Origin of the sequence: uncultured Pluralibacter sp., from assembly GCF_913775985.1 — a bacterium.
In the GTDB taxonomy this organism is placed as follows: domain Bacteria; phylum Pseudomonadota; class Gammaproteobacteria; order Enterobacterales; family Enterobacteriaceae; genus Pluralibacter.
Window position 1 is genome coordinate 1 of record NZ_CAJYMB010000129.1, and the last position, 14837, is coordinate 14837.

Genomic DNA, 14837 nt, shown 5'->3' on the forward strand with positions numbered 1-14837 from the left:
CCGGCCTGCAGGGCCTGCTGCCGGAGGCGCTGGTGGCTGGTATTGCCGACGCGCTGGAAGGCAAGCAGCCGCAGGTGCCGGTAGATGTAGTGCACCGCGCCCTGCGTGAAATCCACGAGCGCGCCGACGCGGTACGCCGCGAGCGCTTTGCATCAATGGCAGCCGACGGCGTGAAATATCTGGAAGAAAACCGCGAGAAAGAGGGCGTGAGCAGCACCGAATCCGGCCTGCAGTTCCGCGTGCTGACCCAGGGCGAAGGCCCGATCCCGGCTCGTACCGATCGCGTGCGCGTTCACTACACCGGCAAGCTGATTGACGGTACCGTGTTCGACAGCTCCGTAGCCCGCGGCGAACCGGCTGAGTTCCCGGTTAACGGCGTTATCGCCGGCTGGATCGAAGCCCTGACCCTGATGCCGGTAGGCTCCAAGTGGGAGCTGGTCATTCCGCAGGATCTGGCTTACGGCGAGCGCGGCGCTGGCGCGTCTATCCCGCCGTTCAGCACCCTGGTCTTTGAAGTCGAGCTGCTCGACATTCTGTAAGACCCGACTCTCCTTTTCCGGACGCGGAAAAGGAGAGTAACTTCAGTACAAAATTGTTAATTTATAAACCGACCGGCATCTTATGTTGCATTAGCGCGGCATGGGTGTATTTTTGTTAGCTGTTTCGCTATCGCACAGTGATATAACACTCACTTTATACATATCGTTAACATAATAATAAAAACAGAGTATTCATCCCGCCGAATCTTACCTACTATCGATGCATCCTTATTTCCAGGATCGCTAAAGGCCGCAGAGCCTGTACAACACAACATGAATAACAGGAAAAATACATGGTCGATCAGGTAAAAGTTGCCGCCTCTGAAGGCGCGGCGACTGAACAGTCGCTACGGCGCAATCTCACCAACCGGCATATTCAGCTTATTGCAATTGGCGGTGCTATCGGCACCGGGCTGTTTATGGGGTCGGGTAAAACTATTAGCCTTGCCGGGCCGTCGATAATCTTCGTTTATATGATTATCGGCTTTATGCTGTTCTTCGTGATGCGTGCGATGGGCGAGCTGCTGCTGTCTAATCTGGAATATAAATCGTTCAGCGATTTTGCCTCCGATCTGCTCGGCCCGTGGGCGGGCTACTTTACCGGCTGGACCTACTGGTTTTGCTGGGTGGTGACCGGCATGGCCGACGTGGTGGCAATAACGTCCTACGCGCAGTTCTGGTTTCCCGGCCTCTCCGACTGGGTGGCTTCGCTGGCGGTGATTGTGCTGCTGCTGGGCCTGAACCTCGCCACCGTTAAAATGTTTGGCGAGATGGAGTTCTGGTTTGCGATGATCAAGATTGTCGCCATCGTGGGGCTGATTATCGTGGGTCTGGTGATGGTGCTGACGCATTTTACCTCCCCAACAGGAACAGAAGCCTCCTTTGCGCACCTGTGGAACGACGGCGGCTGGTTCCCGAAAGGCATCAGCGGCTTCTTTGCCGGGTTCCAGATAGCCGTGTTTGCCTTTGTCGGCATTGAGCTGGTGGGCACCACCGCGGCGGAAACCAAAGATCCGGAGACGTCGCTGCCGCGCGCCATCAACTCTATTCCTGTGCGCATCATTATGTTCTACGTCTTTGCGCTGATCGTGATTATGTCCGTGACGCCGTGGAGTTCGGTCGTGCCGGAGAAGAGCCCGTTCGTCGAGCTGTTCGTGCTGGTGGGTCTGCCGGCGGCGGCCAGCATCATCAACTTTGTGGTACTGACTTCGGCGGCCTCATCGGCCAACAGCGGCGTGTTCTCTACCAGCCGCATGTTGTTTGGTCTGGCGCAGGAAAAGATGGCGCCGAAAGCCTTTGCAATGCTCTCGAAACGCGCGGTGCCGGCGAAAGGCCTGACTTTCTCCTGTATCTGCCTGCTGGGCGGCGTGGTGATGCTGTACGTGAACCCGAGCGCCATTTCCGCCTTTACCATGATCACTACAGTATCGGCGATCCTGTTCATGTTCGTGTGGACGATTATCCTCTGCTCGTACCTGGTGTACCGCAAGCGCCGTCCGCAGCTGCACGCCGCGTCGAAATACAAAATGCCGCTCGGCAAGTTTATGTGCTGGGCGTGCATGGCGTTTTTTGCGTTTGTGATTGTGCTGCTGACGCTGGAAGCGGATACCCGCCAGGCGCTGATCGTGACGCCGCTGTGGTTTATTGTGCTCGGCGCCGGCTGGCTGTTTGCCGGCAGAAAGCGCCTCGCGAAGTAATTCAACTGAGCCCTTTGCCTGAAGGCAAAGGGCTCCTCCTGCCTCTATTCTCCCGCCAGCGCCCGCGGAAACAGCACGTTGTTTTCCAGGCTGATGTGCTCCATCAAATCATCAATCATTTCATTGATCCCGTTATACATCGCTTTCCAGGTGGTACAGGCTTCCGGCGGCGGCGTAACGTTGTTGGTGATGTGCTTAATGACCTCGACCAGCTCGCCGGCTTCATCGTGCTCGCTTTCCATCACGCTAATCGGCCCACCGGCCTGCGCGCCCATGCCCTGGCGGATCATCGGAAACAGGATCTGCTCCTCTTTCATCATGTGGCTGGAGAGCTCCTGGTGCAGGGCGGTAAGGTACTTAGTTAACCCGCGCGGTACGCTGGGCTTTTCGGCATGTACGCGTTCCACTTTGGTAGCCTGCAGGATAAGTTCCGGCAGCTGCTCGCGGTGGCGATCGTGGTAGCGCACGATGACGTGGTCGATGATCTCGTTGAGCGGTGCCACGCGCCAGTCTTTGTCGAGAGGCTGTTCGGCAAGGGCCGCCAGCTCAGCCTCAATAGCGGCAACGTCCAGCGCTTTGCGCTCGGCGGCGCGGGCCAGAGTTTGTTTACCGCCGCAGCAGTAGTCCATATCGTATTGACGAAACAGTGCGGATGCGCGTGGTATAGCGAGTGCCAGCTCGCCGAGGGGTTTATCACGAAGGGACATGGGGATTACCTCTATTTCTGAATTATAAGATGCATTTTAAATACACCTTTAAAGAAAAGGAATACCTCTTCGGGATAGCGGGACGTTCAGGTGTTGCAGGCTGAAGTTGACTGCGAGGGGGCTTGAGAAGAGCGGAGGCTGATGAGGAGACTCCCACAACGCGCCTGCCTGACGCCGACACCTTGTGGGAATGCCGCATATCGCGGCGGCTCCTGCGGATTATTTCAGGAATTTGTTGTACGTGAAGAAGTCGGTATCGCGTACGAAGCCGTTACGCTCGTAAAGCGCCTGGGCCTTAGTGTTGTCGGTGGCGGTAGCCAGCATGATAAATGCGGAGTCGGACTCGTTAGCCAGCTGCTCAGCGCGTTCGATCAGCTGCTGGGCAACACCGTGCTTGCGCGCGGACTCGTCAACAAACAGATCGTACAGCAGCCAGATACGCTTCATTTCCAGCGAGCAGAACAGCGGGTACAGCTGGGTAAAGCCGACCACTTTGCCTTCAGATTCTGCAAAGAAAATAACGGACTCTTTTAACTGCAGGCGCTTCAGCAGAAAGTCGCGGCTCTGCTCAGGTTTTTCTTCAACCTGATAAAAACGACGATAGCCAAGATACAGCGGCAGGACTTTATCTACGTCCTGAGGTTGAGCCTGATATATTTTCATGGGGAATGCCTCTTTCACAATGATGGAGCGATTATATTCCGGATGATGAGAAAACAAAGTCAGGAACGTATCAATTTGTTTCTGTAAGTCAATCTATGCAGAACGGGAATGAATTATTTACAGTGTGCGGTTTGTTTATTTTAAATAAGCTCTTGTGTTTTTAAATTCAAGAGCATTTATTTGTTATACAAATGCTTTTGTTTGCCTTTAATGCTTTATTCGGCCTGTCTTTTTAGCACCGGCTGTTAACCTATCGCTGCGGCAACACCGCGCGATTTTTTCTGTCCATGTTAAACCATAGCACAAACTGGATAAGGCACCCGTCTTCCGCAGGAAATGTTAGATATTCTTCTGAAACGTTCCTCAATTGTAGGATGAGTGTTAATATTTATGCATTGCGTAATGTTCTGAGTTTTGTCAAATTAATGGTTTTATTCTATATAAAAACCGCAATTTAATGGTTTTAAATTCTATTTATTTTGATATTATCAATATAAATATCTATTTAGTTTTTTGACTGCTAACGTTGGGATTGTGAACATTGCCCTGCAATGATTCAGGGAGCGATGATGCGCTTGCCGGTGGAAAATCGCCGGGCCAGCACTCAAAGCCAGACTGGGCCAGGAATGAACCACAACCCTTTACTTAATGTGATCGAGTTATGAAGCTATCTAACGATACCCCTGGCTATGCATCAAGCCTGCATCATCTGCTTACCTTTACTACACTGATAGTCAGTCTGGTTTGCTTTGCTATGTTTTACTCACGGATTGAGAGAATGAACAGCGATATGGAAAGTATTCTCAATGTATCCATTATGAAGTCAGAGTTTTTAACAAAAGTTAACGATGTTATTTATCTTCATGGTAACACCGATACTGCTTATCAAAAAAATGTGACTTCTTTGTACAACGGATACGTAAAACGTATTTTTGATGCCGATATCAGCAGTGCCCTGAAGTATGAGGAAGAGCATTTTGCAGAAAATATCTATCTCAAGACGCGCGACAAAGATATTCACGGACTGTATGACGATATTGGCGTCAATAATAATCAATTTCCGCAGCTGGCCCGCAGTTATATGAACCAGACGCGTGAGGTATATAGCCGCCAGCTGCTGATTTTGATCCTTATCCCCACATTAATGGCACTGCTGCGCAGCGTGCAGTCTGTCTACTATTTCTACTCTCTGCGAAGACTGCGCGGCAATTTTATGATCGATCCGCTCACCGGCGTCTATAATCGCCGCTACCTGTCTAAACTGCGCGACACTGAAGAAGTTTGCTACATCCTCGCGATGGACATTGATAACTTCAAAACCATCAATGATACCTGGGGGCATGCCTTTGGCGATCGGGTTCTGCAGGAATGCACCAACCAGATGAAGCTGCACCTGCGCGAGTACGATTTTGTAGTGCGCATGGGCGGCGACGAATTCTCAATCTTTCTTTTTAAAACCGATCGCGTCGGGGCGCAAACCGCCTCCAGCCGCCTGCTGGAAAAAATCAACGAGCTGGAGATTCAGCTGCCGGACAACGGCGTGCTGACGCCGTCGATTTCCATGGGGCTGGCCCGCTGTGATGGCAACGTAGAGATGGCTCTGCATCAGGCCGATCTGAATCTGTACGCGTCTAAAAAGAAAGGTAAAAATACCCTGACGATGGGAGACGAGTAGCATGAAGTGGCTCAACAACATCCGGTTATCTCTGCGCAGCACAATTTTTACGGTGTTCTTCGTACTTTCGCTGATCATGATTTCCGGTGTGCTTTACATTCAGCTGTATCGCGAAAATGAAACTCTGAATGTGATGAGCGAGCGCATCATTGATACCCGGGGCGAGGCGGTGCGCAACGCGCTGAATTACTACCTCAATATTCCCCAGCAGGCCAATTCGGTAACCGGTATTTTCGTGAAGACGCTGGACTACCGGGAGAAAGACGCCAGCTTTGACCAGATCCGCGACTATCTCTACAAGCTCATGACCCAGAGCTTTACTCGCGACTCGCTGCTGAGCTCTATCGCGTTCGGCAGCGTCGACGGAGACTATGTCGGCTTCTCCCGCGATCTGGAGACCAACTGGACGTTTCAGATAAAGAAAAATCATCATACGCAGAATAAGCTGGTTTTTTATAAAGACGGCTCCTCTAATAGCCCGATCCTCTACTCCGTTGACAACTATAACCTCTTCGATCGCCCCTGGTTTCGCCAGGTCAACCAGTCCCGCCATCCTGAATGGACCAACGCCTACCGCGATGTTAACTCCGAGTCGGGCGTCAGTATCTCCTACAGCTCGCCGGTAACAGACAAAAGTGGACGCTATATCGGCGTTATCTCCAGCGACCTGCGGCTCAGCCGCCTCAACCGCTATCTGGCAAGCCTCACCGCCACCCAGCACAGCCTTATCTATCTGGTGAACGACAGGCAGCAGATCATTGCCGCCTCCGAATCGCGCCTGCTTCGTGGCGAAGTGGGGCAGGGGCTGGCCGAGCAGAACGGGATGGGCCTGCCGCTGGTGCAGGACAGCGCCGATCCGGTGGTCAGAGCCTCAGCCCGCTTTCTGCAAAGCGGCGACAGCAAAATCAACTCCATCGAGATCGACGGCACCCGCTACTACAGCAAAGTTATTCAGGTTGGCGACGCGGTGAAGCTGCGCGGCTGGCACATGGTGGTGCTGGTTTCCAAAAACGAGCTGCTGGGATCGGTAAGCGGCTATCGCGAGATGACTATTTTTATCGTCTGCCTGCTGGTGCTGATTGGCGGCCTGCTGGCGCACCGCATTCTTTCGGTGATTGTGAACCCGCTGCGCCGTATTGCCGAACAGGCGCCGCAGATTGCCCACACCCGCAAAATCGAGCATAGCGAAGGCTGGTCATTTAATGAGATCAATACGCTGGATAATGCCCTGCACCGCATGGCGCGGGATCTGGATAGCGCTTTCGCCCGACTCGAAGATCAGATCAACATCGACAGCGACACGGGCCTGTTTACCCGCAAAGGCCTGATCTCTGAATTTGGTGAAGATCGCCAGTTTTACGGCGTGATGGCGCTGGTGAGCCTGAGCAATCTGCAAACCAACTTCAACAACCTTGGCAGCGAGTACGTTTCACGCTATCTCGATGCTTTCATTCAGTTCATTTATCGCCTGTTCCCGGGGGATACGGTGCTGGTGCGCGACGCGGTAGACCGGCTGATTATTTGCTGCCCCAACAAAGATCCCCAGCAGATAGCGGAACTCAGCGCGCGGATGATGGATTTGATGCAGCTGGCTGAAACCGAATACACCACCAGCCGCTTCGTTTTTGTCGGCTATGTCGGGGTCGTTAAGTGCACGGAAGGCTGCTCTCTGCCGGCGGCGATGACCAACGCCAGCATTGCGCACCAGGCCGCCCGCCACCGGCGCAGCGGCAACAGCTGCCTGTATGACGAAGGGCTGCGAGAGCAGGCGCTGAATAACATCTCTATGCTTAACCAGCTCTACGGTGCGATCCCGAATAACGAGCTGTATCTCGTCTATCAGCCGATCGTCACGCTCGGTCAGCCGGAGGTTAACGAAGCCGAATGCCTGGTGCGCTGGAATAACGCCGAGCTGGGCATGGTGCGTCCGGATCTGTTTATCCAGATTGCCGAAGAGTCCGGCTATATTATCCAGCTCGGGCGCTGGATCTTCTCCCAGGCGTGCCGGGAGCTGGGCGCGCGCATCGGCAGCGGCCTGTGCGCGGCGCATTTTAAGCTACACGTCAACGCCTCTAATGTGGAACTCTCCCAGCCCGATTACTGCCAGTTCATCCTCAGCACCATTAAGGCCAGCGGCCTTAATCCGCACAATATCAGTATCGAAATTACTGAGACGAGTATGATCAACGGCTATCTCGAATTAAAAGAGACGCTTTCCGCACTGCGCAGCGCCGGCATCACTATCGCGATTGATGATTTCGGCTCCGGATTTTCGAGCCTCTCCTGGCTGCACAAGCTGGAGTTCGACACCTTAAAAATCGACCGCAACTTTGTGATGGATGTCGAACACAACGAGCGTAACGCCTCGATTATTTCGGCAGTGATCCGTATTGCCGAAGGCTTTGGCGTACCGCTCATCGCCGAAGGTGTCGAGACGGCGCAGGTGCTGGAAAAACTGAGGGGAATGGGCTGTACCAAGGCGCAGGGCTACTACTTTAGCCGTCCGGTGCCGTTTGAAGAGTGGCCCGCCTCTCTTCCTGAACACTAGAACAAGAGACACGCTTTAATGAGTTATCGTTTTCTTAAGCCCGCTGCGGCGATTTTACTGGCTTCATCGCTGTCGTCGTGCGGGTACTACCACGCCTGGAACGGCATCAGCTACATGATGGATGAAGATAAAGCCCTTACCGCCGACACGCAAAAGTATCGCGAGGGCGAATGGCACAAGCAGGCGGCGACCGCCGCAGAAACCGCGCAGGTTCAGCAGCAGTTTCGCCGCGGCTACATCAAAGATATTGCCGCGTTTTTCTCAAAGTTCGGCAGCTCAGATACCGTAACCAGCGCGATGGCTAACGCCAAAGACGACGTGAATTTCCGCTTCGGCAAAACCTGGCGCTACAGCCAGGGCAGCAGCCACTACTTTTGCTCGACGTTCCTCGTGCTGGATCAGGACGGACAGAACCGCGCCAAAAACCAGATTACGCCATTCTTCGTTGAGCCGGGCCGCGACCCGAACATGGCCAATGCCTCCCCGGCAATCACTAAAGCCATCTGCCGCTAGTTCTCAACTGTCAGTGCCCGGCACGCCGCTGCCGGGCTAGGCGCGGTCAACGCACATCATGAACGGCGTATAGATACTGCCGATGCTGTAGGTGTTGGCATTCGCCTGGCGCACCACGTAGCTGCTGACCTTACCTGGCGTGCCGATAAGCTGGCGTTCAATAAGCACGCCGGGCGTGTTATCCCGCGGGGTGACGTTTTGCGCAGTAGGTGTGATGGCGTAGATCCCGTCCTCATCTTTCGACCGGTAGGTAAACGCCACTTCCCGCGCCACGTTGGTTTGTGCGGTGCCGTAATCGGCGCTGCCCAGCAGCCACAGGTAGCCGGTGTTGTCCGACTTAAAGCGCACCAGCACCGTCCCTTCAAACTTGAAGCTTTTATTGTCCGGGTCTTTGGCGCGCGTCACCGACAGCGTCGATTCGCATAAGAAGTTAAGCGTGCCGGGCTGTCTGTCCGCGCGGGTTAGCCACAGCGCGCCGCCCAGCATCACGTTGGCGGCCAGAAGCGCCAGCATCACTCTCTTTTTGGTTATTTTCATCTTAATAGGCATAGCTGCTGTGGCATTTGGCGTAGCGGCCGTCCGCCAGCGGATAGCATACGGAAACAAACGGGATCGGCGTTGGCCGGTCGTCGGGCGCGTCCTGCAGGCGGTAGTAGATTTCGCTGCCGGCCGGGCAGCTGAGATCGGATAGCTTCATCTGATGTTCCACCTCCGCAAGAGTGGCTTTATGCGTGTTTGCGCTGGAGCGGTAGAAGCTGTAAACCGGGCAGCCGTGAAGCTCTCCGGTCAGATAGCGCGCCTCGTAGGATACGTGCTCCGCGCCCAGCATGTGGTAGAGGAGGTAGCCGAGGTTGGCGACGGTCACCAGCGCCAGCGCCGCCAGCAGCAGCCGGGCTTTTGACGTGCGGCGGGCGGACGGCGGCTGCGGTTCGGGAGCGGAAAGCGGCGAGATGTCTGGCGCGGGCGCGCTCAACGGTGGCGGACTTACCGGAGGCGATTGGCCAGCCTCGGTGACAATCTCCAGATCCTGGCTGAACATAAAGCCGGTGCGCGGTACCGTCACAATCGCCGCCTCTTCCAGCCCGAGATCGGCAAAATTTCGCCGCAGCATGCTGACGTACTGATTAAGGCTGTTGTTGGAGGATTTAAGGCCGTAGTTATCCCAGACGTGCTCCAGCAGCGCTTCACGCTCGATTACGCTGCCCTGGTGCATGATGAGCAGGTGCAACAGGCGATTGGCGGTGGGCGTAAGGGAGATTTCACCCACGCAGTCCTGGTCACTATCATCAACAAGAGTGAGAGTGCCGTCATCCGGGTTATAGATGACGGTTCGATTGATTCGATAGACCACGAAAATACCAGGCGTTAAGAATAATTGTGCCAGAAGTATAATCGCCCGCCGCAAAACCTATCAATAATAACGGTCGGATACTGCAATTTTGTTGTCCACAGACGCGGCGGCCCCCGGAGCCACCGCGCTGCGCGTCATCAGAGCGCAGATTTGATGCTTTTCGACAGCGGCGTGGTCGGGCGGTGGAGCAGTTTGCTAAGCTCGCGGCTGTCGTCAAACAGAGCGCCTTTCGCCGCGCCGCTGTCGGAGTCGGCCAGCACCTCGGCGAGACCGTCCGGCAGGCCGACGCTCTTCAGGGCAGCGGCAAAGTCATCGGCTTTCATATTCTGATACACCACTTTCTTCCCGCTCTGCTGGCTCAGCTCCTCAACGAAGTCGCCCAGCGTCCACGCGTTGTCGCCTGCCAGCTCGTAAGTTTTGCCAGCGTGACCTTCTTCGCTCAGCACGCGGGCGGCGGCGGCGGCATAGTCGGCACGGGGCGCAGCGGAGATTTTGCCGTCGGCAGCGGCGCCGATAAATACGCCGTGCTCAAGCGCCGGCGGGATGCTGGCGAGATAGTTTTCGGTGTACCAGCCGTTGCGCAGCAGGGTGTAGGGAATACCGGCCTCGGCCAGCATCTTCTCCGTCGCCACGTGCTCAACGTGCAGCAGCAGCGGGGAGCGATCGGCGTGCAGCAGGCTGGTGTAGGCAATAAATTTTACGCCCGCCGCTTTTGCCGCTTCGATAATATTGCGGTGCTGGGACTCGCGCTGGCCGATTTCGCTACCGGAGATCAGCAGCAGCTTGCTCACGCCTTTCAGCGCGGCGGTCAGTGCGGCTTTATCCGCGTAGTCGGCTTTGCGTACCAGAATTCCCTTATCGCTCAGGCTCTTTGCTTTTTGCGGGTCGCGCGCAATGGCGACCAGCTGGCTGGCAGGATGGCTGGCGAGCAGGGCTTCAATAGCGAGCTGGCCGAGCTGGCCGGTGGCACCGGTAATCGCGATCATAATGTAACTCCTTCGTGCTTGCTGAATGTTATGTTACGCTAACACTCAAACTAACTTTTAGTAAGTACGCACGCAAAGGTAAGTATGAATAGCCAAAATCAAACCCTGACGGAGATGATGCGCGAAGGGAATCTGTTCGCCGAACAGTGCCCGTCCCGGGATGTGCTGAAACACGTTACCAGCCGCTGGGGCGTGCTGATCCTTGTGGCCCTGCGGGAAGGCACGTTCCGTTTCAGCGATTTGCGGCGCAAGATGGGCGGCGTCAGCGAAAAGATGCTGGCCCAGTCGCTGCAGGCGCTGGAGCTCGACGGCTTTATCAATCGCGTTTCGCTGCCGGTGGTACCGCCGCACGTTGAATACAGCCTGACGCCGCTCGGGGAGCAGGTGAGCGAAAAAGTGGGCGCGCTGGCGGACTGGATAGAGAGCAATTTGCCGACGGTGATGGCGCAGCGCGAGCAGCGCAGCGATGCCTCTTCCTGAGCCTGGACGCACCCACGGCGGCGTAAGCTAAACTTAATTATCAGCAAGATCCTGCTGTTAGCCGGGCCAGCGGATGCAAATTTGGCTGCGGCGAATCGGGCAGGAGATGACGGAATAGCGTAAATGCGGCTACGGAACAGGAGTACAACAGTACACCAGCGCCGCAGCAACCAGACGAGGTGGAATATGTTAGAACAGATAAGCGAGCTTGCGCGACGGGCCGGAGACGCCATCATGGAGGTCTACGACGGTCATCAGCCCATGGACGTGGTCAGCAAGGCCGATGACTCACCGGTGACGGCGGCGGATATTGCCGCGCACAACGTTATCGCCAGCGGGCTGCGGGCGCTGGCGCCGGATATTCCGCTGCTGTCGGAAGAGGATCCGCCCGGCTGGGACGTGCGCCAGACCTGGGATCGCTACTGGCTGGTGGACCCCCTTGACGGCACGAAAGAGTTCATCAAGCGCAACGGTGAATTTACCGTCAATATTGCGTTGATTGAAAACGGCAGGCCGGTGCTGGGCGTCGTCTACGCGCCGGTACTGAAGGTGATGTACAGCGCGGCGGAAGGGAAAGCGTGGAAAGAGGAGTGCGGCATACGCAAGCAAATCCAGGTACGCGAAGCCCGGCCGCCGCGGGTGGTGATTAGCCGCTCCCACGTTGACGGCGAGCTGCAGGAGTATCTGCAGCAGCTGGGAGAGCATCAAACTACTTCAATCGGATCGTCGCTCAAATTTTGCCTGGTGGCGGAAGGTGACGCGCAGCTCTATCCGCGCTTCGGGCCGACCAACGTCTGGGATACGGCGGCGGGACACGCCGTGGCGGTGGCCGCCGGGGCGCAGGTGCACGACTGGCAGGGCAAAACGCTGGATTACACGCCCCGCGAGTCGTTCCTCAATCCCGGCTTCCGGGTGTCGCTTTACTGAGCCAGCAGCTTGTGCAGCAGGGCGATAACCTGCTGCACTTCCTGCGGCGAAAGGGCGCCGTCTTTTACCCACTGCACGCGCCCGGTTTTATCCAGCACGATAACCGCCGAACCTTTTTCCTCAAGCTGCCACGACTGACGAACCAGCCCGTCGCTATCAACAATAAACTGCGACCAGGGATAGAGCTTCTTGTTGCTCTCAATGCTGCTGCGCACAAACATGCTGGAGCCGGGGATCGCGTCATCGGTGTTAACGATGGTCGTGGTCTGGTATTTGTCGTGCGGGAGATTTGCCGACTTAATGGCCTCGACCAGCGTCGCGTTTTTCTCTTTTGCCGAGGTGCGCCCGGCTATGTGCTGCACCACTCTCACTTTTCCTGGCAGCTGGGCGCTGTTCCATTTCTTGTAGCTAAAATCGTTGTTATCAAGAACCAGCTCGCCGCGATCGGCAACGCCCACCGGCGGCACGCGCTCCCCGGTTTTAATATTATGCGCCGAGGCCATCAGCGGCAGCAGCAGGCTCGACAGTATCATCAGATTGCGTAGGGTCATGCGTGATTCCTTATTGGTTTAATACCCTTAATAATTCGAGTTACCGGAAGTATTAAGGGTATGCAGGTGATCCGACCACTTGATCAAGTCACCTTAAGCATATGTGCCAATCCTCACGTTTTCCCGCAATGCCGGTGCCAGTTTGCGGGCGAGCGCACATCCTGATGAAAAAACGACGACTTATACTGCCTAACTGGTCTATCAAAAAAGATAATTCTTACTTTCTGTCATCATAAAGTAAAAAAACTTCTACAAACTGGGTGTCCCGTGAGATCTGGTCTATAGTTTCAGAGCATTAATTTGCGCCCCCTAACGTGAGACCAAATGTGGTCGCACAAGGGCGTTAGACTTAGCAGGAGATAACAATGAAAATTTTCCAAAAGTACAACCCGCTTCAGGTGGCGAAGTACGTAAAGATCCTGTTCCGAGGACGGTTGTACATCAAGGACGTTGGCGCTTTCGAATTTGATAAGGGCAAGATCCTTATCCCGAAAGTGAAGGATAAGCAGCACCTGTCTGTGATGTCCGAAATCAACCGTCAGGTTATGCGTCTGCAAACAGACATGGCTTAACCCGCAGTATCAAGTGCTATGCAGTAAAGCAAAACGGCTCCCAATGGGAGCCGTTAACGTTTCTGGAGCGGGTAAATCAGGCCGGGGTTTTCTCTTCGGCGTCCGGCAGCGTCGGTGTCAGTGCGGCCGGTTTGTTATCGATGCGCGTGACCAGCAGCTGATCGATGCGGTAGTTATCAATATCCACCACTTCGAACTTGTAGCCGGAGAACTTCACCGCGTCGGTACGCTTCGGAATTTTGCGCAGCATATACATCATAAAGCCGCCAATGGTTTCGTAGTTTCCGGACTGCGGGAACTCGTCGATATCCAGAACCCGCATCACGTCGTCGATAGGCGTGCCGCCGTCAACCAGCCATGAGTTTTCGTCGCGGGCGACGATTTGCTCTTCCATGCCCTGGCCAACCAGATCGCCCATCAGGGTGGTCATCACGTCATTCAGCGTAATGATGCCCACCACCAGCGCGTATTCGTTCATGATCACCGCGAAATCTTCCCCGGCGGTTTTGAAGCTCTCCAGCGCTTCGGAGAGCGTCAGCGTATCCGGGACGATCAGCGTGTTGCGGATCAGCACGCCGCTGTTGAGCGCCAGGCTCTGATTGGCCAGCACGCGGTTGAGCAGGTCTTTAGAGTCAACGTAGCCGATGATGTGATCGATATCGTCATTGCAGACCAGAAATTTGGAGTGCGGATGCTCCGCCACCTTATTCTTCAGGCTCTCCTCGTCTTCATGCAGATCGAACCAGATGATGTTTTCACGCGAGGTCATGGAGGAGGGCACGGTGCGCGACTCCAGCTCGAACACGTTCTCAATAAGCTCGTGCTCCTGCTTGCGCAGCACGCCTGCAAGGGCACCGGCTTCCACTACCGCGTAAATATCGTCGGAAGTGATGTCGTCTTTGCGCACCATCGGCAGCTTGAACAGGCGAAAAATCATGTTTGCCAGGCCGTTGAAGAACCACACCAGCGGGCGGAATACCGACAGACAGAAGCGCATCGGGTTGATGATGCGCAAAGCGACGGCTTCGGGCGCAATCATACCGATGCGTTTCGGCGTGAGGTCGGCAATCAGAATAAACAGGCCGGTGACGAGGACGAAGGAGAAAATGAAGCTCAGCTGTTCGGAGAGCTCGGCCGGCAGGTATCTGCTGAGCACGCTGTAAAAGGCCGGTGAAAACGCAGCATCGCCGACGATACCGCCGAGAATGGCGACGGCGTTAAGGCCAATCTGCACCACGGTAAAGAACATGCCGGGATTTTCCTGCATTTTCAGAACTTTTTGCGCATTCTCGTTGCCTTCGTCCGCGAGCAGTTTCAATTTGATTTTGCGTGAAGCCGCGAGCGAGATCTCAGACATAGAGAAGAAGGCGCTGATACCGATGAGACAAAGTATTACTAAAATACTGTTTAACATATCTTATCTAGCCGATGAGGCCAGATCCTCGGAAGGGAAGTTAATGATTGTTGTGTGCGTGGAACGACGCTAAAAACCGATACGAAGGCAGTGGATCGGCGATTTCGCTGATGAGTATAGCAGCAGTGCGGGGGGAGTTGCTACAAGGCGTTATTGCGCCTGCCGCCGGGGCTATCCCGGCAGCAGGCGCTGAATTAGCAGGAAAAGTGGTGAA

General features: G+C 55.1%; 15 protein-coding genes. 8 read left to right on the forward strand and 7 right to left on the reverse strand.

Features of this window, described 5'->3' with window-relative positions:
* Together fklB and cycA are read left to right on the forward strand one after the other, a co-directional pair.
* Nucleotides 1-539: FKBP-type peptidyl-prolyl cis-trans isomerase (gene fklB / locus QZ766_RS15680; RefSeq protein ID WP_297203522.1), on the forward strand; the 539-nt coding region annotated here is incomplete at its 5' end.
* A 293-nt stretch (nt 540-832) separates the two neighbouring features.
* Nucleotides 833-2236 (forward strand): D-serine/D-alanine/glycine transporter, encoded by a 1404-nt coding sequence (cycA, locus tag QZ766_RS15685; RefSeq protein WP_297203524.1) that lies wholly within the window; start codon nt 833-835, stop codon nt 2234-2236.
* Nucleotides 2237-2280: 44 nt separating this feature from the next.
* Here cycA and ytfE read toward each other — a convergent pair whose 3' ends face one another.
* Together ytfE and QZ766_RS15695 are read right to left on the reverse strand one after the other, a co-directional pair.
* Entirely contained in the window at nt 2281-2943 is a 663-nt protein-coding gene (ytfE, locus tag QZ766_RS15690; RefSeq protein ID WP_297203526.1) for an iron-sulfur cluster repair protein YtfE, read from the reverse strand.
* A gap of 219 nt (nt 2944-3162) precedes the next feature.
* On the reverse strand, nt 3163-3606 hold the full coding sequence (locus tag QZ766_RS15695) for a GNAT family N-acetyltransferase (RefSeq protein ID WP_297203528.1): 444 nt from the start codon (nt 3604-3606) through the stop codon (nt 3163-3165).
* 904 nt (nt 3607-4510) lie between these two features.
* Between QZ766_RS15695 and QZ766_RS15700 the strand changes: the two genes are divergently transcribed.
* The 3 genes from QZ766_RS15700 to QZ766_RS15710 are packed head-to-tail and all read left to right on the forward strand — an operon-like array spanning nt 4511 to nt 8342.
* On the forward strand, nt 4511-5281 hold the full coding sequence (locus QZ766_RS15700) for a GGDEF domain-containing protein (RefSeq protein WP_297203529.1): 771 nt from the start codon (nt 4511-4513) through the stop codon (nt 5279-5281).
* Between the two features lies 1 nt (nt 5282).
* Complete coding sequence (locus tag QZ766_RS15705) at nt 5283-7829, forward strand: EAL domain-containing protein (RefSeq protein WP_297203531.1); 2547 nt, start codon at nt 5283-5285, stop codon at nt 7827-7829.
* Nucleotides 7830-7847: 18 nt separating this feature from the next.
* Nucleotides 7848-8342, forward strand: a complete 495-nt coding sequence (locus QZ766_RS15710) for a hypothetical protein (protein ID WP_297203533.1) — start codon at nt 7848-7850, stop codon at nt 8340-8342.
* A gap of 36 nt (nt 8343-8378) precedes the next feature.
* Here the strand turns inward: QZ766_RS15710 and QZ766_RS15715 are convergent, their stop codons facing one another.
* From QZ766_RS15715 to QZ766_RS15725, 3 genes are all read right to left on the reverse strand, one after another.
* Nucleotides 8379-8879, reverse strand: coding sequence for a hypothetical protein (locus tag QZ766_RS15715; protein ID WP_297203535.1), 501 nt, complete (start codon nt 8877-8879; stop codon nt 8379-8381).
* Between the two features lies 1 nt (nt 8880).
* Nucleotides 8881-9693: a winged helix-turn-helix domain-containing protein gene (locus tag QZ766_RS15720; protein WP_297203536.1), complete on the reverse strand. Its 813-nt coding sequence runs from the start codon at nt 9691-9693 to the stop codon at nt 8881-8883.
* Between the two features lie 137 nt (nt 9694-9830).
* Nucleotides 9831-10679, reverse strand: a complete 849-nt coding sequence (locus QZ766_RS15725; RefSeq protein ID WP_297203538.1) for an SDR family oxidoreductase — start codon at nt 10677-10679, stop codon at nt 9831-9833.
* 84 nt (nt 10680-10763) lie between these two features.
* On the opposite strand from QZ766_RS15725, the gene QZ766_RS15730 reads away from it, so the two are divergent.
* Together QZ766_RS15730 and cysQ are read left to right on the forward strand one after the other, a co-directional pair.
* Nucleotides 10764-11159 carry a helix-turn-helix domain-containing protein gene (locus QZ766_RS15730; protein WP_297203540.1) on the forward strand — a complete coding sequence of 132 codons (396 nt, stop codon included), beginning with the start codon at nt 10764-10766 and terminating at the stop codon, nt 11157-11159.
* 186 nt (nt 11160-11345) lie between these two features.
* Complete coding sequence (gene cysQ, locus QZ766_RS15735; protein ID WP_297203542.1) at nt 11346-12086, forward strand: 3'(2'),5'-bisphosphate nucleotidase CysQ; 741 nt, start codon at nt 11346-11348, stop codon at nt 12084-12086.
* Here cysQ and QZ766_RS15740 read toward each other — a convergent pair.
* Entirely contained in the window at nt 12080-12637 is a 558-nt protein-coding gene (locus QZ766_RS15740) for a YtfJ family protein (RefSeq protein ID WP_297203544.1), read from the reverse strand. The genes cysQ and QZ766_RS15740 overlap by 7 nt on opposite strands.
* A 365-nt stretch (nt 12638-13002) precedes the next feature.
* Between QZ766_RS15740 and QZ766_RS15745 the strand changes: the two genes are divergently transcribed.
* On the forward strand, nt 13003-13209 hold the full coding sequence (locus QZ766_RS15745) for a DUF1107 domain-containing protein (RefSeq protein ID WP_297203546.1): 207 nt from the start codon (nt 13003-13005) through the stop codon (nt 13207-13209).
* Between the two features lie 76 nt (nt 13210-13285).
* Here the strand turns inward: QZ766_RS15745 and QZ766_RS15750 are convergent, their stop codons facing one another.
* Nucleotides 13286-14623 carry a hemolysin family protein gene (locus tag QZ766_RS15750; protein WP_297203548.1) on the reverse strand — a complete coding sequence of 446 codons (1338 nt, stop codon included), beginning with the start codon at nt 14621-14623 and terminating at the stop codon, nt 13286-13288.
* Nucleotides 14624-14837: the final 214 nt, after the last annotated feature.